Origin of the sequence: Pseudonocardia kujensis, assembly GCF_021283305.1 — a bacterium.
In the GTDB taxonomy this organism is placed as follows: Bacteria; Actinomycetota; Actinomycetes; order Mycobacteriales; family Pseudonocardiaceae; genus Pseudonocardia; species Pseudonocardia kujensis.
This window is the reverse complement of record NZ_JAJSOK010000015.1, coordinates 47,367-67,290: the sequence shown is the minus strand read 5'-3', so window position 1 is coordinate 67,290 and position 19,924 is coordinate 47,367. Positions and strand designations below refer to the sequence as shown.

Genomic DNA, 19,924 nt, shown 5'->3' with positions numbered 1-19,924 from the left:
ACCGGCGCCGACCGCGTCCCGCAGGCCGGGGCGGGCGCGATGACCCGTTCCGCCCCGACCGGCGCCTTCCCGCGGGTGCCGGCCGGTCTCGCCGGGGCGACCGCGGTCGGCGTGGTCGTGTGGTCCTCGCGCGTGGTCGGGGTCCTCACGCTCGCGGGCGGGCTGCTCGCCGGGCCCCGGCGGATGCTCGGCGAGCCGTTCCGGGCCTCCGTGGGCCTGCCGGAGATCGTCGGGGTCGGGCAGGTCGTCGTCACCGTGGTGGCGGGCGTCGGGATGCTGCTGCTCGCCGCCGGGCTGCGCCGCCGCAAGCGGCGGGCCTGGGCGCTCGCCGTGCTGATCACCGCGGCGCTCACGGCCGTCAACCTCACGCGGGTCGTCGGCCCGGCGCACGGGCACGCCGCGGTGGCCGCCGCCGTCACCGCCCTGCTGCTGGGCCTGCTCGTCGTCACCCGGCGGTTCTTCCCGGCCCGCTCCGATCCCGGCGGGGTCACCCGCGCGGCGGGGGTGCTGGTCCAGTTCGCCGTGGCGGGCGTGGGCGTGGTGTGGCTGTTCCTCGCGCTGAACCCGCACCGGCTCGCGCCCGGCACCGCGGGGTCCGAGCAGCTGGACCAGGCGCTGCTCGCGCTGGTCGGGGTGTCCGGCCCGGTCGCCTTCACCGACCACGGGGTGTGGCTCGACGACCTCACCGCGACCGTCGGCCTCACCTTCGGGGTGCTCGCCGTCCTCGGTGCCGGCTACTTCCTGCTGCGGTCCCCCGAACCGGAGTCCCGCCTGGAGCCGGCCGACGAGGAGCGGCTGCGTGCCATGCTCGCCCGCCGGCCCGACCCGGACTCGCTCGACTACTTCGCGCTGCGCCGCGACCGCACCGTCGTCTACGCCCCGAGCGGGGGCGCCGCGGTGTCCTACCGCGTGCTCGCCGGGGTGGCGCTCGCCTCCGGGGACCCGCTCGGCGAGCAGGGCGAGTGGAACGCCGCGATCGCGGCCTTCCTCGACCGGGCGGTGGCGCACGCATGGGTGCCGGCCGTGCTGGCGTGCTCCGAGGAGGGCGCGACGGCGTGGGCCCGGGCCGGGCTCTCCGTGCTGGAGTTCGGCGACGAGGCCGTCCTGGACACGGCCGCGTTCACCCTCGAGGGCCGCGCGATGCGGGGCCTGCGGCAGACCGTCGCGCGCGCCGAACGGGCGGGCTTCACCGTGCGCGTCCGGCGGGTCGGGGAGATCGACCCGGCGGAGCGGGCCGAGCTCGCCGGGCTGGCCCGCCGTTGGCGCGGCGACGCCGAGGAGCGCGGCTTCTCCATGGCGCTGTCCCGCACGGCCGACCCCGCCGACGGCGACGCGGTCCTGGCCGTCGCGCACCGCGACGACGTCCCGGTCGCGCTGCTGCAGTTCGTGCCGTGGGGCCGCGACGGGCTCTCCCTCGATCTCATGCGCCGCGACCCGGCGGCCGACGGCGGGCTCACCGAGCAGCTCGTCGTCGACGTCGTGCGGTGGTCCGGCGGGCACGGGATCGCCCGGGTCTCCCTGAACTTCGCGGTGTTCCGCGGTGCCCTCGAGCGCGGGCAGCGGCTGGGTGCGGGGCCGGTCGCGCGGCTGTGGGCCCGGATCCTGCACTGCGCCTCGCGGTGGTGGCAGATCGAGAGCCTGTACCGGTTCAACGCCAAGTTCCGCCCGTCCTGGGAGCCCCGCTTCCTGCTCTTCCCGGCGGTGCGGGACCTGCCGCGGGTGCTGCTCGCGATGCTCGAGGCGGAGGGGTTCGGCGGGCGCCCGCCGGCCCTGCTGCGGATGCTGCGCCGCTGACGGCGGACTCGCGCCGGTCCGCGGAAGGCGGTAGGCATCGGCCATGGCCACCACGGACCCGCTCGACCTGCTCGACGCGGACGAACGGGCGGGGCTGCCGTCGGCCGCGGCCCGGTTCGTCCCCCCGATGCTCGCCACGCTGACCGCCGACCACTTCTCCGACCCCGGCTGGATCTACGAGCGCAAGCTCGACGGGGTGCGCGCGGTGCTCGTCCGCGACGGGGGCGGCACCACGATCTGGTCCCGCGCCGAGAAGCCCATGACCGACACCTACCCGGAGATCGCGGAGGCGCTCGGCCGCGGCCCGGCGCTCGTCGCCGACGGGGAGATCGTGGCGTTCGACGGGGCCCAGACCAGCTTCTCGAAGCTCCAGGGCCGGCTCGGGCTGCACGACCCGGACCGGGCCCGCGCGACCGGCGTCGCGGTGTTCGGCTACCTGTTCGACGTCATGGTGGTCGGCGGCCGCGACGTCACCGGCCTGCCGCTGCGCACCCGCAAGCGCCTGCTGCGCGCGGCCGTCGACTTCACCGACCCGCTCCGCTTCTCCACCCACCGCAACACCGAGGGGGAGGCCTACCTCACCGAGGCGTGCGCCCGCGGGTGGGAGGGGCTGATCGCCAAGCGCGCCGACGCCCGCTACCGGCCCGGGAAGCGCTCCGAGGACTGGCTGAAGTTCAAGTGCGTCCGCGAGCAGGAGTTCGTGATCGGCGGCTGGACCGACCCGGCGGGCTCGCGGCAGGGCTTCGGCGCGCTGCTCGTCGGGGTGTACGACGGCGACGGGCTGCACTACGCCGGCAAGGTCGGCACCGGCTTCGACGGGCAGGTGCTGCACCGGCTGCGGGAGCGGTTCGACGGGCTCGCGGCCGACCGCTCGCCCTTCGCCGGCCCCGTGCGGGAGAAGGGTGCGCACTGGCTGCGGCCCGAGCTCGTCGCGCAGGTGGGGTTCACCGAGTGGACCCGCGACGCCCGGTTGCGGCACCCGCGCTACCTCGGGCTGCGCGACGACAAGGACCCGCGCGAGGTGGTGCGCGAGGAACCCGGTGGGGGCGACGGGACATGAGTCACCGGGCGCGGGGCGGGTACCCGGCCCCCATGGCTCCGGAGACCACCGTGGACACCGCCGTGCTCGACGTCGACGGCACCCTCGTCGACACGAACTACCACCACGCGCTGGCCTGGTTCCGCGCGTTCCGGCGGTTCGACGTGACGCTGCCGGTCTGGCGGCTGCACCGGGCCATCGGGATGGGCGGCGACCAGCTGGTCCCCGCCGTCGCCGGGAAGGAGTTCGAGGCCGAGCACGGCGACGGGGTCCGCGAGGCCTGGAAGGAGGAGTTCGACCCGCTGCTGCGCGAGGTGCAGCCGTTCGAGGGCGTGCGCGAGCTGCTCACCGCGCTGCGCGACGCCGGGCTCAAGATCGTGCTGGCCAGCTCCGGCAAGCCCGAGCACGTCGACGCCTACCTCGACCTGTTCGGCGGCCGCGAGCTCGCCGACGCCTGGACCACCAGCAAGGACGTCGAGCAGACCAAGCCCCAGCCCGACCTGATCGGCGTGGCGGTGGAGAAGGTCGAGGGCCGCGAGGCCCTCGTGGTCGGTGACTCGGTGTGGGACTTCGAGGCGGCCGGCCGGGCCGGGTACGCCGGCTACGCGATCCGCACCGGCGGCTTCTCCGTCGACGAGCTGCGGGAGGCGGGAGCCCGGGACGTGTTCGAGTCCGTCCCGGAGCTCCGCGAGCACCTCGTCACCGCGCTCGCACGGCGATAGCGGGGTCCTTCGACTCCCCGTACTCCTCGCGCAGCGCCGGCAGCAGCTCGGTGCGTGCGAACCCGAGGAAGTCGGGCTGCATCTCGCCGCCCACCTCGACCAGCGCGACGTGGGTGAACCCGGCCTCGACGAACGGGCGCACCGCCTCGACGTGCGCCGCCACGTCCGGCCCGCAGGCGATCGCCGAGGCGACGTCCTCCTTGCGCACGAACTGGGTGGCCGCGGCGAAGCCCGCGGTGCCGGGCAGCTCGGCGTTGACCTTCCAGCCGCCGGCGAACCAGCGGAACAGGGAGTGGGCGCGCTCCACGGCGGCGTCGGTGTCCGGGCCCCAGCTGATCGGCTGCTGGCCGATCTTCGGCAGGTCGGCGCCCGAGGCCTGGTCCCAGCCCTCGACCAGGTCGGGTTCCGGCTCGACGGCGACCATCGCGTCGGCGACGGGGCCGTACCGGTTCACCGACTGGGCGCCGGACACCGCGAGCGCGAGCGGGACGCCGTCCTCCGGGCGGTCCCAGAGCTTGGCCGAGTCGACCCGGTAGTGCTTCCCCTCGAAGGTCACGTAGCCGCCGCCGAGCAGCTCCCGGATGATCGTGACCGCCTCGTCGAGCATCTCCTGGCGGACGTCGGCGGTCGGCCAGCCCCGCCCCACGACGTGTTCGTTCAGGTTCTCGCCGGACCCCAGCCCGAGCGTGAAGCGGCCGTCGGACAGCAGCGCGACCGTCGCCGCCTTCTGCGCGACGACGGCCGGGTGGTACCGCATGATCGGGCAGGTCACGTAGGTCATCAGGCCGACCCGCTCGGTCGCGGTCGCGACGGCGCCGAGGACGCTCCACGCGTACGGGGCGTGGCCCATCTCGTCGAGCCACGGGAAGTAGTGGTCGCTCATCACCTCGAAGTCGAACCCGGCCCGCTCCGCGGCGACGGCGTCGGCGACGAGCTCGCGCGGCCCGCGCTGCTCGGTCATCAGGGTGTAGCCGAAGGAGGTCATGCCCGGCGGGTACCCGCCCTGCCGGCGACGACCCTGCCCGGTCGACGCTGCACCGTGCCCCTGCCCCGTCGACCCTGCCCCGTCGACCCTGCCCGGCGTGTCCGTCCGACCGATGGCGCCCGGAGCGGTTCGGCCCCTCCCTCCCGGGTAGTCGGGCCGCAACCCGGACGAGAGGAGCACACGGTGCTCAGCAGCAAGGAACGGGCGGCCCTCGCGGCGATCGGCAGGTTCCTCGAACGGGAGGACCCCCGGCTCGCCCGGCAGCTCACGGCGGACCCGCGGGAGGTCCCCGGGCCCGTCGAACCGAGCCCCGGCCGATCGGCGCCCGCGGCCCCGGTCCCCGACCCGGGGCTCGGGGCGGGCGCGCCCGCCCCGACGCTCGACGAGGGCGTCGAGGGCGTCGAGGGGGTCGAGGGCGTCGAGGGCACGGGCGAGTCGGCCGAGGAGGACGACGAGCCCGAACCGCCTTCCCCCGGCCCCGAGATCGCCGCGATCGCCGTGCTCGCCGTGATGTCCGCGATCGGGCTGCTCGTCGGGCTCGTGGCCGGTCGCCCGGCGTACGCGATGGTCGGTGCGGCGCTCGGGGCCGCCGGCGGGTTCTGGTGCCGCTCCCTCCGCCGCGCCGGGCGCGGCGGCTGACACCTCCCGCACCCCGCCCGCGATACTGATCGCGTGGCAGTGCGCACGCTGGGCGTCGAGGAGGAGTTCCTGCTGGTCGACCCGGACTCGGGTGAGCCGCGCGCGGTCGGCGCGACCGTGCTGCGCCGGGCGCGGGATGCCGAGCTCACCGGCGAGCTGCAGGCCGAGCAGGTGGAGACGGCGACCGACGCGGTCCGGGACCTCGGGGACCTGCTCGGCGAGATCCGCACCCGCCGCGCGCAGGCGGCGGAGGCGGCGCGGGCCGCGGGTGTGGAGGCCGTGCCGCTCGGCACCCCGCCGGTCCCCGCGGACGCCCACGTCTCCCCGGACGACCGCTACCGCGCGATGGTGGAGCGCTTCGGGCGCATCGGGCGCGAACAGCTGACCTGCGCCTGCCACGTGCACGTCGCCGTGGGGTCCGACGAGGAGGCCGTCGGCGCGCTCGACCGGATCCGGCCCTGGCTCGCGGTGCTGCTCGCGCTGTCGGTCAACTCGCCCTTCTGGGCGGGTACGGACACCGGCTACGCGGGCTTCCGCACCCAGGTCTGGGGGCGCTGGCCCTCCGCCGGCCCGACCGGCCCGTACGGCTCGGCCGCCGCCTACCGCGAGCTCACCGAGGCCCTGCTCGGCACCGACACCCTGCTCGACCAGGGCATGCTCTACTTCGACGCCCGCGTCTCGCACCACCAGCCGACCCTCGAGGTCCGGGTCGCGGACGTCTGCCGCGAGCCCGCCGACGCCGTCCTCGTCGCCGCCCTGACCCGGGCCCTGGTCGAGACGGCGGCCCGGGAGTGGGCCGACGGCGTGCCGGCCGACCCGGTGCGCACCGAGATCCTGCGGCTGGCCGCGTGGCGGGCGAGCCGGTCGGGGCTGGACGCGGACCTGCTGCACCCGCACACGTGGCGCCCCGCGCCGGCGGCCGAGGTCGTGCGCGCGCTGCTCGAGCACGTCGGCCCGGCGCTGCGCACGGCCGGCGACCACGACACCGTCACCGAGCTGTGGCAGTCCCTGGTCGCCCGCCGCCCCGGCGCCACCCACCAGCGCCGTGCCCTCGAGAAGGGCGGCGACCTCCGCGCCGTCGTGCACGACGCGCTGGCGGCGCGGGGCTGAGCCGGGTCGGCCGCCGGGTCAGGAGGCCTTGCTGCGCGAGCCCGAGGAGGACTTCCCGCCGGCCTTGCCCCCGCTCTTGCCGCTGCCCGACTTGCTGCCGGACCCGCTCCCGCCGGACTTCCCGCCGGACCCCGACTTCTTCCCCCGGGCCTCCTCGACGCTGCGCTGCAGGGCCTCCAGCAGCGCGGACATCTCGGTGGGCTCCGGCGGCTCGGACTCGGTGACGATCTCGCGGCCCTGCTTCTTGTCCTCGATGAGCTTGTCGACCCGGTCGCGGTAGGTGTCGCGGTACTGGTCGGGCTTCCACGGCCCGCTCATGGACTCGATCAGCTGCGTGGCCATCCGCAGCTCCTTCTCGCCCGGCTTGGTCCGGCGCGTCGGGACGTTCTCCAGCTCCGACGGGTCCCGCACCTCGTCGGCGAAGTGCAGGGTGTGCAGGGCCAGGACGTCGCCGTCGGCCCGCAGCGCGGCCAGGTACTCCTTGCCGCGCATCACGAACGTGCCGATCGCGGCCTTGTCGCCCTGCTTCATCGCCTCGCGCAGCAGGGCGTAGGGCTTGCGGTACTCGTCGCCGGTCGGCGCCAGCCAGTAGGTGCGCTGGTAGTAGACCGGGTCGATGTCGGCGAGGTCGACGAAGTCGCTGATGTCGAGGGTGCGGGAGCGGCCGGGCGCGATCTGGTCCAGCTCCTCCTGCTCGACGACGACGTACTCGCCGTCGCCGACCTCGGCGCCCTTGACGATGTTGCCGTAGTCGACCTCCTCGCCGGTGCGCTCGTTGACCCGCTGGTTGCGGATGCGGTCCGAGGTGCCCCGCTCGAACTGGTGGAAGTGCACGGTGTGGTCGTCCGTGGCGGTGAAGAGCCCCACCGGGATCGACACCAGCCCGAAGGTGATCGAGCCCGTCCAGATCGCGCGTGCCACGCCGCCTCCCTCGTCCGGCCCGGCCGCCCCGGGCGACGACCGGGTACCCGCCGCCGCGGGCGGTCACCCGTCGGCGCTCGTCGGTCGGTCAGCGCGAGCCGGCCTCGGGACCGAGCAGGTTGCCGAGCGGGCCGAGGTCGATGTTGAGGTCGCCGGGCTCGAGCCCGAAGTGCTCGCGCAGCTCGACCATCGCCTCCTCGAGCCGCATCAGGCCCAGGCCGAGCTGCTCGATCTTCTCGTCGGGCAGGTCGCCGGCGTCGACCCGGCGCAGCGCCTGGCGCTCCATCAGCTGGCGCAGCAGCTCGACGATCGTGAGCACCAGCCGGCCGAGGTCGCGGCCGACCGTGTCCGGCTGGGCGTCCACGCGGCGGGGCAGCTCAGGCACGGCGCACCTCCGTGACCTCGGCCTCCGACAGCGCCGCCTCCGGCACGGCGGTCTCCTGCCCCTCCAGCAGGGTCGACACCGAGCTGATCAGCGCCCGCAGCGAGACGTGCACCAGATCGACGTCCGCCAGCGAGATCGTGATGTCGCCGGTCAGCATCACGCCGCCGGCGAGCAGCCGGTCGAGCAGGTCGACCAGGGAGAGCTCGTCGTCCGGGCGAACGGGGAGCTCGCGACCCCGACCATCGGCTCGGGCGAGGGTCACGACTCCCCCAGCGTGGCGAAGGAGAAGGGCGGCCACGGGCCGGTGAGCTCGACCGTCGCCCCGTCCGCCTCCACCGCGGCGAGCGCCGCGCGGAATCCCTCCTCGGCCTCCGCGTCGACCAGGTAGGTCGCGTTGAGCACCATCTCCTGCGCCCGGCCGCTGAGCCGGGCGTCCTGCGGCCTCATCCGGTGCGCCGCCGCCGCGACCCCGGCGAGCGTCTCGTCGATGCGGTCCGCGACGGCCCGGGCGCGCTCGCGGGCCTGCGCGCCGCGGTCCCGGTCGGCGCGCCGGCGCAGCAGGTAGGCCGTGCCGGGCTTCCCGGAGGACGCGGGCTCCTCGGCGGGTGCCTCGGGCTTCGCGTCGACGTAGACCTTGACGCCCCACTCCTGCCGGTCGCGGACCCGCTCGAGCACCTGCGCGAACTCGGCGGCGCGCTCGCGCAGCATCCGGGCGACCGCCTCGTCGTCCCGGTAGACGGTGGCCAGCCGCAGGGGCGCGGTCGGCTCCTCGGCCGCCGCCTCCACGATCACCGCGTGGTGCGCGCGGGCGAGCCGCTCGATGCGGTCCAGGTCCTCCATCGCGCGGGCGAGCGCCGCCTCGTCGAACTCCTCCTCGCGCACCGTGCCGACCACCGCGACGAGCGGGCCCTCGACGACGAGCCGGGGGCGTTCGCCGTCGACACCGGGTCCGGCGGGTGGCCGGTCGGCCCCGCCGTGGCGCACCGCGTACAACCAGACCAGGCTCACTCCCGCTCCTCCCGGGCCCGGGCGCTCCGCCTGCGCACCGGCTCCGGCTGAGCCTCCGGCCGAGACTCCGGCTGAGCCTCCGGCCGCGACTCCGCCTCCGCGTCCGGCGCCGAACCGTTCTCCAGCTCGCCGCGCGTACGGGCGGCCTCGAGATCCCCGATCCGCTGCCGCAGCCGGCGGTTCTCCTCGTTCAGGTCCCGCTGGCCGGAGCTGAGGCTCGGGTCGTGCTCCCACCAGTCGATACCCATCTCGCGGGCCTTGTCGACCGAGGCGACGAGCAGCCTGATCTTGATGGTCAGCAGCTCGATGTCGAGCAGGTTCACCCGGATGTCGCCCGCGATCACGATGCCCTTGTCCAGCACGCGCTCGAGGATGTCGGCGAGGTTCGTCGACTCCTGGCGGTGCTCGGGCGGTCGGGCGGTGCGTCCCGGTACCGGAAGACCTCCGGTCGTCATCGTCCTCCTCTGTGCAGCTGTCCCCGGCTGTGCCGGGCGGTGCGGCGGTACCCGTAGAGGTCGCCGTGCTCGTCGACCTCCGCCTCGAACACGGCCAGGATGTCGGCCGAGTCCGGGATCCGGCGGGTCTCGACGACCTCCACGCCGATCAGCCAGCCCTCGTCGCGTCGCTCGATCGACACCACCGACTCCAGCTCGCGGCCGGTCAGCGCCACGATCTGCTCGGCCGCCCGGCGGGCCGCCTCGGCCGGCAGCACCCGGCCGTTGCGCGCGTCCCCCGAGCGGTCGGCCCCGGTGTCCTCCCCCGTGTCCGCCGCCGGTTCCTTCGCCGGCCTCCTCGCCTGCCGCTTCACGGGCGCGCCGCCCCGCGTCCTCGTCGTGGTCGTCCGTCATCGGTCCCGCCGGTGAGGGCCGGTGACCGCGCCGCGGGCCCCGTTCATGCGCGGCGCACCATCAGGCGCTGGAGCAGCTCGTTCTCCCGCTCGGCGGCCTCGGCCTCGGACAGCTCACCGGTGCGGCGCGCCTCGTCGACCCACTCCAGCTCGGAACGGATCCGTGCCGGGTCGTAGTACTGCTGCTCGGCCTGGTCCTGGATCTGCTGCGCCAGCCACAGGACGCCGCGCATCGGTGCCAGCGGCAGCCCGAGCAGACCCGACACGAGACCCATCCGCGATCACTCCTCCGGCACGAAATCGTAGGGGGCGAGCGGCCCGAGCAGCCGCAGCTTCAGCCACTCGTGGGTGTCCCCACCCAGCTCCTCCACGGCCGCCTCGAACTCCTCCGCCCCGTCCCGTCGTACCAGGAACGCCGCGTTGACGACGTCCTCGGGCTGGGTCGGTGGGGTGGCCGAGACCGCCTCGGCGAACGGGCCGATCCGGTCCAGGATGTCCTTGGCGTCGACGTCACGGCGCTCCTCGAGCGCCTTGACGATCAGCTCGCCGAGCTTGACGCGGTCGTAGTAGGCCGCGTCCTCGGGCACCCCGCGGATGCGCTCCTGCAGCTCGCGCACCCCCGAGTCCTCCTCGACGATCTCGCGGAGCAGGACGTCCTGGTCGTAGCGCCCCTTGAGGGTGTACTGCACCGTGCCCTCGAGCTGGTCCAGCGCCCGGACGAACCGGTCGTGGTGCGGCTCGAGGAGCTCGGCGAGCACGCCCTCCTCCTCGATCACGGCCGGGAACCGCATCGGGAGCACCGTCGTGTGCGCGGCCACCGAGTCCACCACGGCCTCGTGGGCCACCAGGTCGTCCCGGGTGCCGAGCGGCCGGTCGAGCGGTACGTCGCCGACGATCGCGGCGACCTTCTCGTGCGCCACGGTGGAGACCGTGCCCGAGGGACCCAGCCCCACCAGGTCCTCGGGCAGCTCGGCGTCGGCCCGGACCAGCCCGTAGACGTACGTCGCGCTCACGCCTCACGCTCCCGGGTCCGCTGCGGCCGCCGGCGGCGCGGCGCCTCCTCCTGCTCCTCCTCGCGGTTGTTGCCGCCCAGGAGCTCCCCGACCTTGTCGACGGCCGCGTCGAGGGCGCCGGCGGTCTTGCCCTTGGCGCCGCCCTCCATCATCCCCTGGGTGAGCTCGGTCAGGTCCTTGCCGCCCTTGCCCTTGCCGTAGAGGTCGAGGCGGTTGGTGGCCTCGGCGAAGCGGAGGAAGGTGTCCACGCTCGCCACGACCACGCGCGCGTCGATGGTGAGGATCTCGATGCCCACCAGCGAGACCCGGACGAACACGTCGATGACCAGGCCCTTGTCGAGGATCAGCTCGACGACGTCGGCGAGACCGCTCGAGCCGCCCCCGCCCCCGCGGTCGACGTACCCCCCGCCCTGCGTCTGCGTCGCCACCGTCATCGCTCATCGGCTCCTTCCGCCGGCGCCCGCGGTCTGCCGGCGTGCGGTACGGCGGCGGGCCGGGCGCGGCTCCTCGTCGGGTTCGGTGTCCTCGTCGGTGTCCCGGCCGGTGTCCCGGTCGCGGTCCTCGTCGGCGGCGGTGTCCGCCTCGTCCGCCTCGTCGGCCTCGTCGGCCTCGTCGGCCTCGTCGTAGTCCTCGTCCGGTTCCTCGTCGGAGTACTCGTCGGCCTCGTCGGCCTCGTCGTAGTCCTCGGGCTCCTCCTCGTCGTACTCGTCGGCCTCGTCGACGGGGGCCTCCTCGGTCCCGCCCTCGGGGGCCTCCTCTTCGTCCTCGTACTCGGCGGCGGGCTCGCCCTCGTCGCCGTAGTCCTCGTCGTACTCCTCGCCGCGGTCGGCGTCCTCGGCGTACTCGTCGCGCTCCTCGGGCTCGCCCTCCTCCTCGCGGGCGCGCCGCTCCTCCTCCAGCGCCTCCTCGTGGGTCCGGACGACCTCGCCGTCGCGGATCTCGCCGCGCCAGCCCTCGATCTCGTCCTGGTGCAGCATCGCGGTGGTCATGGCGTGCCGGCGGAAGTGCTTGAACTCCAGCCGCGCCCGGCGGCCCTGGGCGCGCCAGATGTTGCCGGTGCGCTCGAACAGGCCCTGCGGGTGGTACTCGAGCACCAGCAGGATCCGGGTGAGGTTCGGCCCCAGCTCGGTGAAGCTCACCGCGCCGTCGACGTGGCCCTTCACGCCCTTGGACCGCCACATGATGTGCGAGTCGGCGACCTGCTCCATGGTCGTCGCCTCCCACTCGCGGTGGGACAGGAAGATCTGCGCCTTCCAGTGGGTCTTCTCGTCGGCGATCTGGTCGACGCTCTCGACCTTCTTCATGAAGCCCGGGAAGTCGGCGTACTGCGTCCAGAGGTTGTACGTCGTGCGGACGGGCAGCCCGACGTCCTGCTCCTCCACGATGTTGATCAGCTTGACCTTCTTGCCGCCGCCGCTGCCGCCGCCCCCGCCCTCGGAGTCGTCGCCACCGCCGCCGAACAGGCCGCTGACCTTCTCCTTGATCCCGGAGAAGAAGCCGCCCTTCTTGCCGCCACCCTCGCCGTCGTCGTCGGCGTCGTCCTCGGCGTCGGGGTCGTCCTCGTCGCGCCGGTCGTCCTCGTCGCGCCCGCGACCCAACGCCTCGCGCAGCCCGGAGCCGCCGTTCTCGGTGACGGTGTCGAGGCGGTCGGTCAGGCTCGTCACCCGGTCCGTCGCGGCCTCGGCGGCCCGCTGCACCAGCATCGACAGCAGCTTCGAGCCGGCATCCTTCAAGGCGTCGGACGGCAGCGCCTCCGCCAGTTTGGACGTGTCAGGCATCGCTGCTCCTCCGCTTGGCGGCGGCCTTGCCGCGCCCCGACGCGGCCTTCGCCCCGCCCGCGGCGGCCCGCGCCCCGGTCCGCGCGGCGGCGGTGCCCGCGGCCGCGGTGCGACGCCCGGAGCCGGTGGCCCGGGACCCCGTCCCACGCGCCGCGCCCTGCGCCTTGGCGGTGCGCCGGCGCGGCTTCGGCTGGTCCTCGGGCTCCTGCCCGGAGTCCTCGTCCGCGCCCCGATCGGCCTCGTCGTCGCCCCCGCCGTCGACGGCCTCACGGGCGCTCTCCACGGCGCTCTCCGTCGCGTCCGCGCCGGCCCCCACGGTGTCCTCCCCGGCGTCAGCCGTGTCCGACCCCGTGTCCTCGGCCGTGTCCTCGGCCGTGTCCTCGGCCGTGTCCTCGGCCCTGCCCTTCGCCTTGCCGGCCTTGTCCTTCGCACCCGAACCGGTGTCCGCGAGCGACTCGACCTTCTGGCCGACCCGGTCGGTGAGTGCGGCGACCTGACGCGCCGCCACGGCCATGGCGGCGCCCTTCCCCGCCTCCAGCAGGCGCCCGCGGACCTGGTCGGTCAGTGCCGCGAGCTCGGGGGAGCTGTTCAGCAGCTTGGTGCCCTGGGCCAGGAGCTCACCCGGCCCGCCCGCACGACGCCCCGCGGCCATCCCGCCGAGCATCAGGGCGAGCTTCATCTTCTTGGTGCGTCCCAGGAAGTAGCCGCCGGCTACCCCGAGGGCCACCCGTGCGCCGCATTTCATCGTGCCTCCATGTTGTGGTGGCCGGCCCGGGCCCGCGCGAAGGGACCGATGTCACCGAACCGCTCGCGCCCGGGCTCCGAACCGGGGTCAGGAGCTTCTACCCGAACGCATCTGGCCGCACACGCTGATCGCCGACATCCGCCATTTTTGCGCCGTTCGGCCCACCCGCCCGGTCCATTTCCCGGAAATGATCGTGAAACACCCGGGTGAGGCAGGTTGCGGCGAACTCGTGAGCAGGTTGCGCCGAACGAGCGACTACCCCCCGGTCGGACGAGCAGCAGGTCACGGGCCGAGATCAGGCGTGTGCGCACGGTTCGGATCGAAGAACCGCGGCACCTCGAAAGAGGGTGGGGTGGACATTTCCGTCGGGCCCCTGGCGCCGTCAGGACCCTGCTTTGGCGGCGGCCACGATGATCAGCACGATCAGTGCGACCAGCAGCAACACGACGGTGATCGGCAACAACAGGATCGCGAGCACCAGGGCGAGAATGATCGCGACGCGCATTCCCGTGCTCATGGCCCCGACCGCGCCTTTCAGCGCACCCCAGATCGGGTTCTTGCCCGCCAACCCGGCCCGCACCCCGCCGAGCAGCCCACCCATGGCGAGCCCGCCCGAGGTGGCCATCTTCTGGATCGTCCCGCCGAGGTCCTCGACGTGCTCCAGCACGAGCCCGACGGAGCTGCGCAGCACGGTGCGCAGCAGGTCACGCAGGCTCTGCTTGAGGTCGGCGACCGCGGCGTCCCGGCGCTCGGCGGGGCCGGGGTCGGCCGGTCGGGTCCCGTTGCCCGACCGCGGGGCCTCGTCGCCGGTCTCCAGTGCCGTCATGGGCCGCATGCTTCCTCCCCGCCTGCGCCGCCCGGGGCGTGCGGCGCTCCCCGCCGACTACCCCGAACCGGGTCGGCGCCACTCGCCGCGAGGAGTGCCCGACGCGGATTCCGCCCGACCGTCGCAGCAAGGACGCTGTGCCGGACGGCGGAGGTTCCCCCGTCCGGCCCAGCGGCGCCGCGGGGCCCGGGTGGTTCACCGGGGCGCGCCGGGGTAGCGGTCCCGCATGGCGAGCATCGGCTACTTCCTGTCCTGCGAGCAGTACGGCCCGAAGGAGCTCGTCGCCCAGGCACGGGCGGCGGAACGGGCCGGCTTCGAGAAGCTGTGGATCTCCGACCACTTCCACCCGTGGAACGACGAGCAGGGCCAGAGCCCGTTCGTCTGGTCCGTGATCGGCGCGCTCGCCGAGGCCGTGTCCCTGCCCGTCACGACCGCGGTCACCTGCCCGACCGTCCGCATCCACCCTGCGGTGATCGCGCAGGCCGCCGCCACGGCCGCGGTGCAGCTCGACGGCCGCTTCGTCCTCGGTGTCGGCAGCGGCGAGCTGCTCAACGAGCACGTCCTCGGCGACGCCTGGCCGTCCGTGGGCGAGCGGCTGGCCATGCTCGAGGAGGCGGTCGACGTGATCCGCCTCCTCCACGAGGGGAAGCAGATCAGCCACCACGGCACCTACTACGAGGTGCAGGAGGCGCGGGTCTACACCCTGCCCGAGCAGCCCGTGCCGATCTACGTCTCCGGGTTCGGCCCGCAGGCCACCGAGCTGGCCGCCCGGATCGGCGACGGCTACTGCACGGTGACGCCCGACGCCGACCTGGTCCCGGACCTTCCGCGGGTCCGGCGGCGGGGACAAACCCGTCCAGGCCGGGATGAAGGTCTGCTGGGGCCCCGACCGCGAGGCCGCGATCGACCGGGCGCACCGCCTGTGGGCCAACGACGCCCTTCCGGGCCAGCTCGCCCAGACCCTCCCCCGCCCGCAGGACTTCGCCGACGCCATGACGCTGGTGCCGCGCGAGCAGGTCGCCGAGGCGATCGTGTGCGGCGACGACCCGGAGGACCACCTCGAGCGGGTCCGGCAGTATCTCGACGCCGGGGTCGACGAGGTCTACGTCCAGCAGGTCGGCACCGACCACGAGGGCTTCTTCCGGGGCTGGGCCGACGAGGTGCTGCCGCAGCTGCGCTGAGTCGTCCTGCCGCCGCCGCGCCGGGCCGTCGTGCCGCGCCGGGCCGCCCTGCCGCGACGCGCCGCCCTGCCGCCGCGGCGCCGAGCCGCCCGGCCCGCCCCGGACAAGGGCCGGTCGGCCTGTACTCCGGGCGGTGCGGCGTGCTTGGCTGACGCCCCGGTCCGGTCGCGAGGTGGGGGGCGTCATGACGGGAGCACGAGGACGGCACGGGCGCCGGGTGGGGGGCGCCGCGGCGGCGGTGGTGGGCGCGGTCCTGCTGCTGTTCGCCCCTTCCGACGGGCGGGGGCCGGTAGCCGAGGCGGCGCCGGCGACGGGGACCACCGCGCCCGCCCCCACGTCCGCCGGCTACCAGCAGCTCACCGGGTCCAACTGGTCGGGCTGGGCGGCGGTCGGGACCGGCTTCACCCGGGTGTCGGCCGCCTGGTCGGCCCCGGCCGTGCGCTGCGGTGCGCCGACCCAGGTCCTCGGGCCGTGGGTGGGGCTGGGCGGCGTCGCGACCGGGACGGTGCAGCAGGCCGGGCTCGAGATCACGTGCGCCTCCGGGCAGCCCGTCTACCGCGCCTGGTACGAGACGGCGCCGCAGCCGCCGGTCTACCACCCCGACCCCGTCGCCCCGGGCGACCGGATGACGGCCAGCGTGCAGCGGACCGCGGCGGACTACACCTTCACGGTCGCCGACACCACGCGGGGCTGGACGCGGACGACGCACACGGCCCACCTCCAGGACGACCACACCTCGGCCGAGGTCGTCCTCGAGTCGCCCACGGGGGCGTTCCCGTCGTTCGGCAGCATCACGTTCTCCGGCGCCACCGTGGACGGGAAACCACTGGCCTCCTACCGGCCGGTGGGCTTCGAGTCCGGCACGACGGGTGTGCGGCAGACCCGGACCGGACCGGTCGGGGGCAGCACCTTCACGGTCACCTACCTGCACCAGTAGGGGCCCGAGGGGGTGCTCACCGCCGCCGGCGGAGCTGCGTCTCGTCGAGGTCCAGCTCCTGGCTGATCGCCACCATCGTCGGGCGGCTGATCTCTCCGCGCGACTGCATCCGGCGCAGCGTCTCCCGCTCGACCTCCACCAGGCGCAGCCGCAGTTCGCTCGCGTCCGCGCCGGTGCCGGCGCCCCCGTCCCCGCGCGGCGCGGGGTCGGTCGCGTCGTCGCCGTGGTGGTGCGCGTGCCGGGTCGCCTCCAGCTGCTCCCGCAGGTGGTCGCGGCGCAGCTCCAGGACCTGGCGCAGCTCCTCCAGCCCGGCCGGCGCGGGCTCGTCGCGCTCGGCGACCTCGTCGAGCTCGCGCAGCGCGGCGTCCACCGCCGCCCGGCGGGCGCGGACGCCCTCGGTGCGCTCCCGCTCGTCGGGCCGCAGCCGCAGCACGCGCAGCAGCCAGGGCAGGGGCACGGTCTGCCCGACCAGGGTCGCCAGCACCACCACGACGGTGAGGAACAGCAACAGGTCCCGGCGCGGGAAGGGCGCCCCGTTCGCGACCGCCAGCGGGATCGACAGCGCCACCGCCAGCGACACGGCGCCGCGGGGCCCGCACCAGCCGAGCACCACCCGTTCCCGCCAGGGCATCTGCGCGGCCAGCTCCTCCCGGACCGGCAGCAGGGCACCCAGGGGAGCCACCAGCATCACCCACGCCAGCCGGACGAGGATCGCGACGGCGACGACCGCGGCCGCCGCGAGGGCCAGCGCGCTCCACGGGTACGCCCCCACCTCGCGGACCACGGCCGGCACCTGGATCCCCAGCAGCACGAACAGCAGCGCGACCAGCAGCGAGTTCAGCACCGTCCAGAAGGTCTCCGAGTGCAGCCGGACGGTCGGCTCGACCAGCCCGCGGCCGCGGACCCCGAGCCACACGGCGGCCGTGACCGTCGCGAGCACGCCCGAGGAGTGCAGCTCCTGCGCCGGCACGAACGCCAGGTACGGCGTGACCAGCGAGAGGATCACGTGGCTCGCCGTGTCGCGGACGAACCGGCGCAGGGTCGCGCTGACGATCCCCACGACCAGCCCGAACCCGATGCCCCCGCCGATCTCGATCAGCAGCTGCAGCCCGACCTCGCCCACCGTGGTCGTGGCGCCGACCGCCGCGATCGCGACGGCGAAGAGGGTGAGCGCGACGCCGTCGTTGACCAGTCCCTCGGCCTCCAGCACGGTGACCAGCCGGCGCGGCGCCCCCAGCCGTTGCAGCACCGAGCCCGCGGCCACGGGGTCGGGCGGCGCGACGGCGGCGCCGAACGCGATCGCGGCGGCCCAGCCGACGTCGGGGAAGACCAGCAGGAGCGTGCCGCCCACGGCGACCGCCGTCGCGACGACGAGCCCGACGGACTGCCCGACGACGGGGACCAGGTTGTTCGCGGTCTCCCGGGGGTCGCTGAAGAAGGCGGCGTAGTAGATCAGGGGCGGCAGGAAGACCAGCAGCACCAGGTCCGGCGAGAGCCGCACCTCGCCCACCCCGGGGATGAACGCCGCCGCCACCCCGAGCAGCACGTAGACGGCGGCCTCGGGCAGCCCCGTCCGCCGGCTCACGAGGCGGCCCAGCACCACCCCCGCCGCCAGCACGAGCACCACGAGCAGGACCTGGGTCGACACGGAGCGAGCGGTACCCCTCCGACGGCCGGAGCATGCCGGGAGCCCGGACGGGGGCGGGGAAGTCGGGTCGTAGGCTGGCGCGGTGCCGATGACCGCGAAGTACGCCACCACCTGCGGCGTCTGCTCCAGCCCCGTCCGTCCCGGCGAGGAGATCGCGAAGGCGGGCAAGGCCTGGGCGCACTCGGCGTGCGCCGAGACGGCGAAGGCGAGCGGGGGGACGGGTACCGACACCCTCACGGCGCGGCCCTCGCGGTCGGCCCCGCGCCCGGACATGCCCGCCGCCGAGGGTGCCCTCGAGGTGTGGACGGACGGCGCGTGCTCCGGCAACCCGGGCCCGGGCGGCTGGGCCTGGGCCACCCGGGACGGCCGGCAGGACAGCGGCGGCGAGGCGGGCACCACCAACCAGCGGATGGAGATCCGGGCGGCGCTGGAGGCCGTCCGGGCCCTCGACGGCCCGCTGGTGGTGGTCAGCGACTCCACCTACGTCGTGAACTGTTTCCGGGACGGCTGGTGGAAGGGGTGGCTCGCCCGCGGCTGGACGACGAGCGCGCGCAAGCCGGTCGTCAGCCGCGACCTGTGGGAGCCGCTGATCACGCTGGTCAACGAGCGCGGCGACGTGTCCTTCCGGTGGGTGAAGGGCCACTCCGGGGACGAGATGAACGACCTCGTCGACGCGCTGGCCGTGGAGCAGTCCCGACTGGTCGCCTGACCGTCACCCGGCGGGGCGGTGCCGGCCGCCGAGCCGGAACCACAGCGTGGCGCCCATCCCGGTGACCAGCACGGCGAACAGGATCATCACCCCGGACAGCAGCGCCATCCCCGTGAGCAGGCCCAGGAGGCCGACCGCGACGAGGACGAGCGCCACCGCCCTGCGGGCACGCGTGGGGAACCTCCCCTGCGCGAGGCGCTCGGCGAACCGCGGGTCCTCCATCCGGATCGCCGCCTCGATGTCCTGCAGCCGACGCCGGTCCTCGTCGCTGAGCATGGCTCCCCCTCGCTCCTGCTGAGAGCGAACTCCTCCGCGCCTGCCCGGTCAACCGTCCTTCGGTGCCGACCCCTCCGACGTCAGTCCTTCAGGGGATCGTGCCCCCGTTCCTCAGCGACTACCGCCACCTCCGCACGGACGTCCTCGTCGCCCTTCGTGCTCACGAGGTCGCGGTCCCGGGCTTGAACAGGACCTTCACCGTCCCGTCGCGCTTCTCCTGGAACATCTTGTAGGCGTCGGGCGCGGCCTCGAGCGGCACGTGGTGCGTCGCGAAGTCCTCGGTCCCCAGCGGGTCGTCGTCGGTGAGCAGCGGCAGCAGGTCCGGCACCCAGCGGTGGACGTTCGCCTGGCCCATCCGCAGCTGGATCTGCTTGTCGAACATCTGCAGCATCGGCATCGGGTCGGCCATGCCGCCGTAGACGCCGGAGAGCGAGATCGTGCCGCCGCGGCGCACGAGCTCGATCGCCATCTGCAGGGCGGCCATGCGGTCCACGCCGGCGGTCTTCATGAACGGCGCGGCCAGCGCGTCGGGCAGGTAGCCGGCGAGCTGGTGGGCGATCTTGCCGAACGGCGAGCCGTGCGCCTCCATGCCGACCGCGTCGATCACCGCGTCGGCCCCGCGGCCGCCGGTGAGCGCGCGGACCGCGTCGACGACGTCCTTGCCCGCGTCGCGCAGGTCGATGGTGGTCACGCCACGGTTCTGCGCCCGGGCGAGCCGCTCGGGCACCAGGTCGATGCCGATGACCGTCTCGACCCCGCGGTGCCGGGCGATCCGGGCGGACATGTCGCCGATCGGCCCCAGCCCGAGGACGACGAGGCTGCCGTCGCGCGGCGGATCGGCGTAGGCCACGGCCTGCCAGGCCGTGGGCAACACGTCCGAGAGATAGACGAAACGGTCGTCCGGCGGGCCCTCCGGCACCTTGATCGGCAGCGTGTCGCCGAACGGCACGCGCAGGAACTCCGCCTGCCCGCCCGGCACCTGGCCGTAGAGCTTCGTGTAGCCGAACAGCGAGGCGCCCATGCCCTGCTCGCGGTTCTGCGTGGTCTCGCACTGCGAGTGCAGCCCGCGCTCGCACATCCAGCAGGTCCCGCAGGAGACGTTGAAGGGCACCACGACGCGGTCGCCCACGTCCAGCGAGGTCACGCCCGGGCCCTTCTCCGCGACGATGCCCATCGGCTCGTGGCCGAGGATGTCGCCCTCGCCGAGGAACGGGCCCAGCACCTCGTACAGGTGCAGGTCGGAACCGCACAGCCCGCTCGAGGTGATCTGCACGATCACGTCGTCGGGATCCTTGATCGACGGATCCGGGTGGGTGTCCACCCGGACGTCGCGCTTGCCGTGCCAGGTGACTGCACGCACG

Annotated in this window: 23 protein-coding genes and 1 pseudogene; 8 read left to right on the top strand and 16 right to left on the bottom strand. The window is 74.6% G+C overall.

The window, feature by feature from the left end:
* Nucleotides 1-39: 39 nt before the first annotated feature.
* From LWC35_RS13360 to LWC35_RS13350, 3 genes are read left to right on the top strand one after another with little or no spacing between them, the layout of a single operon-like run.
* A complete protein-coding gene (locus LWC35_RS13360) occupies nt 40-1,794 on the top strand; it encodes a phosphatidylglycerol lysyltransferase domain-containing protein (protein WP_232870417.1) in 1,755 nt (584 codons plus the stop codon).
* A gap of 43 nt (nt 1,795-1,837) precedes the next feature.
* On the top strand, nt 1,838-2,854 hold the full coding sequence (gene ligD / locus LWC35_RS13355) for a non-homologous end-joining DNA ligase (RefSeq protein WP_443690205.1): 1,017 nt from the start codon (nt 1,838-1,840) through the stop codon (nt 2,852-2,854).
* A 32-nt stretch (nt 2,855-2,886) separates the two neighbouring features.
* Nucleotides 2,887-3,555, top strand: a complete 669-nt coding sequence (locus tag LWC35_RS13350; RefSeq protein WP_232870416.1) for an HAD family hydrolase — start codon at nt 2,887-2,889, stop codon at nt 3,553-3,555.
* On the opposite strand, the gene LWC35_RS13345 is transcribed toward LWC35_RS13350, so the two are convergent.
* Nucleotides 3,533-4,540, bottom strand: coding sequence for a TIGR03557 family F420-dependent LLM class oxidoreductase (locus LWC35_RS13345; protein ID WP_232870415.1), 1,008 nt, complete (start codon nt 4,538-4,540; stop codon nt 3,533-3,535). The two genes, LWC35_RS13350 and LWC35_RS13345, sit on opposite strands and share 23 nt — an antisense overlap.
* Nucleotides 4,541-4,723: 183 nt before the next feature.
* Between LWC35_RS13345 and LWC35_RS13340 the strand changes: the two genes are divergently transcribed.
* Together LWC35_RS13340 and LWC35_RS13335 are read left to right on the top strand one after the other, a co-directional pair.
* On the top strand, nt 4,724-5,179 hold the full coding sequence (locus LWC35_RS13340) for a DUF3040 domain-containing protein (protein WP_232870414.1): 456 nt from the start codon (nt 4,724-4,726) through the stop codon (nt 5,177-5,179).
* Between the two features lie 33 nt (nt 5,180-5,212).
* Nucleotides 5,213-6,289 (top strand): carboxylate-amine ligase, encoded by a 1,077-nt coding sequence (locus tag LWC35_RS13335; protein ID WP_232870413.1) that lies wholly within the window; start codon nt 5,213-5,215, stop codon nt 6,287-6,289.
* Between the two features lie 18 nt (nt 6,290-6,307).
* On the opposite strand, the gene ku is transcribed toward LWC35_RS13335, so the two are convergent.
* The 12 genes from ku to LWC35_RS13275 form a co-directional block, all read right to left on the bottom strand.
* Complete coding sequence (gene ku / locus LWC35_RS13330; RefSeq protein ID WP_232870412.1) at nt 6,308-7,210, bottom strand: non-homologous end joining protein Ku; 903 nt, start codon at nt 7,208-7,210, stop codon at nt 6,308-6,310.
* Nucleotides 7,211-7,298: 88 nt separating this feature from the next.
* Nucleotides 7,299-7,595 (bottom strand): gas vesicle protein K, encoded by a 297-nt coding sequence (locus LWC35_RS13325; protein ID WP_232870411.1) that lies wholly within the window; start codon nt 7,593-7,595, stop codon nt 7,299-7,301.
* Nucleotides 7,588-7,857, bottom strand: coding sequence for a gas vesicle protein (locus LWC35_RS13320; protein ID WP_232870410.1), 270 nt, complete (start codon nt 7,855-7,857; stop codon nt 7,588-7,590). Before LWC35_RS13320 ends, LWC35_RS13325 begins: the two co-directional genes overlap by 8 nt.
* Nucleotides 7,854-8,603, bottom strand: a complete 750-nt coding sequence (locus LWC35_RS13315; protein WP_232870409.1) for a GvpL/GvpF family gas vesicle protein — start codon at nt 8,601-8,603, stop codon at nt 7,854-7,856. Before LWC35_RS13315 ends, LWC35_RS13320 begins: the two co-directional genes overlap by 4 nt.
* Nucleotides 8,600-9,058 (bottom strand): gas vesicle protein, encoded by a 459-nt coding sequence (locus LWC35_RS13310; protein WP_232870408.1) that lies wholly within the window; start codon nt 9,056-9,058, stop codon nt 8,600-8,602. The genes LWC35_RS13315 and LWC35_RS13310 overlap by 4 nt, the downstream gene beginning before the upstream one ends.
* Entirely contained in the window at nt 9,055-9,411 is a 357-nt protein-coding gene (gvpO, locus tag LWC35_RS13305; protein ID WP_232870407.1) for a gas vesicle protein GvpO, read from the bottom strand. The genes LWC35_RS13310 and gvpO overlap by 4 nt, the downstream gene beginning before the upstream one ends.
* A gap of 83 nt (nt 9,412-9,494) precedes the next feature.
* Nucleotides 9,495-9,725 carry a gas vesicle protein GvpG gene (locus LWC35_RS13300; RefSeq protein ID WP_232870406.1) on the bottom strand — a complete coding sequence of 77 codons (231 nt, stop codon included), beginning with the start codon at nt 9,723-9,725 and terminating at the stop codon, nt 9,495-9,497.
* Nucleotides 9,726-9,731: 6 nt separating this feature from the next.
* Entirely contained in the window at nt 9,732-10,463 is a 732-nt protein-coding gene (locus tag LWC35_RS13295; RefSeq protein WP_232870405.1) for a GvpL/GvpF family gas vesicle protein, read from the bottom strand.
* Nucleotides 10,460-10,897: a gas vesicle protein GvpJ gene (gvpJ, locus tag LWC35_RS13290; RefSeq protein WP_232870404.1), complete on the bottom strand. Its 438-nt coding sequence runs from the start codon at nt 10,895-10,897 to the stop codon at nt 10,460-10,462. The genes LWC35_RS13295 and gvpJ overlap by 4 nt, the downstream gene beginning before the upstream one ends.
* Before the next feature lie 3 nt (nt 10,898-10,900).
* On the bottom strand, nt 10,901-12,241 hold the full coding sequence (locus LWC35_RS13285; protein ID WP_232870403.1) for an SRPBCC family protein: 1,341 nt from the start codon (nt 12,239-12,241) through the stop codon (nt 10,901-10,903).
* Nucleotides 12,234-12,986, bottom strand: a complete 753-nt coding sequence (locus tag LWC35_RS13280) for a hypothetical protein (protein ID WP_232870402.1) — start codon at nt 12,984-12,986, stop codon at nt 12,234-12,236. Before LWC35_RS13280 ends, LWC35_RS13285 begins: the two co-directional genes overlap by 8 nt.
* A 382-nt stretch (nt 12,987-13,368) precedes the next feature.
* Complete coding sequence (locus LWC35_RS13275; RefSeq protein ID WP_232870401.1) at nt 13,369-13,812, bottom strand: hypothetical protein; 444 nt, start codon at nt 13,810-13,812, stop codon at nt 13,369-13,371.
* A 226-nt stretch (nt 13,813-14,038) separates the two neighbouring features.
* Here LWC35_RS13275 and LWC35_RS40915 point away from each other — a divergent pair.
* Both LWC35_RS40915 and LWC35_RS13260 read left to right on the top strand, forming a co-directional pair.
* Nucleotides 14,039-14,993: pseudogene (locus LWC35_RS40915) on the top strand (TIGR03557 family F420-dependent LLM class oxidoreductase).
* Between the two features lie 184 nt (nt 14,994-15,177).
* A complete protein-coding gene (locus LWC35_RS13260) occupies nt 15,178-15,930 on the top strand; it encodes a G1 family glutamic endopeptidase (protein ID WP_232870400.1) in 753 nt (250 codons plus the stop codon).
* Nucleotides 15,931-15,946: 16 nt separating this feature from the next.
* On the opposite strand, the gene LWC35_RS13255 is transcribed toward LWC35_RS13260, so the two are convergent.
* Complete coding sequence (locus LWC35_RS13255) at nt 15,947-17,578, bottom strand: cation:proton antiporter (RefSeq protein ID WP_232870399.1); 1,632 nt, start codon at nt 17,576-17,578, stop codon at nt 15,947-15,949.
* 88 nt (nt 17,579-17,666) lie between these two features.
* Between LWC35_RS13255 and LWC35_RS13250 the strand changes: the two genes are divergently transcribed.
* Nucleotides 17,667-18,287: a ribonuclease H family protein gene (locus tag LWC35_RS13250; RefSeq protein ID WP_232870477.1), complete on the top strand. Its 621-nt coding sequence runs from the start codon at nt 17,667-17,669 to the stop codon at nt 18,285-18,287.
* A 3-nt stretch (nt 18,288-18,290) separates the two neighbouring features.
* On the opposite strand, the gene LWC35_RS13245 is transcribed toward LWC35_RS13250, so the two are convergent.
* Both LWC35_RS13245 and LWC35_RS13240 read right to left on the bottom strand, forming a co-directional pair.
* Nucleotides 18,291-18,563 carry a DUF3040 domain-containing protein gene (locus LWC35_RS13245; protein WP_232870398.1) on the bottom strand — a complete coding sequence of 91 codons (273 nt, stop codon included), beginning with the start codon at nt 18,561-18,563 and terminating at the stop codon, nt 18,291-18,293.
* 160 nt (nt 18,564-18,723) lie between these two features.
* The gene (locus LWC35_RS13240; RefSeq protein WP_232870397.1) at nt 18,724-19,923 is read right to left on the bottom strand and encodes an alcohol dehydrogenase catalytic domain-containing protein; all 1,200 of its coding nucleotides are present in this window, start codon (nt 19,921-19,923) and stop codon (nt 18,724-18,726) included.
* Nucleotide 19,924 lies beyond the last annotated feature (1 nt).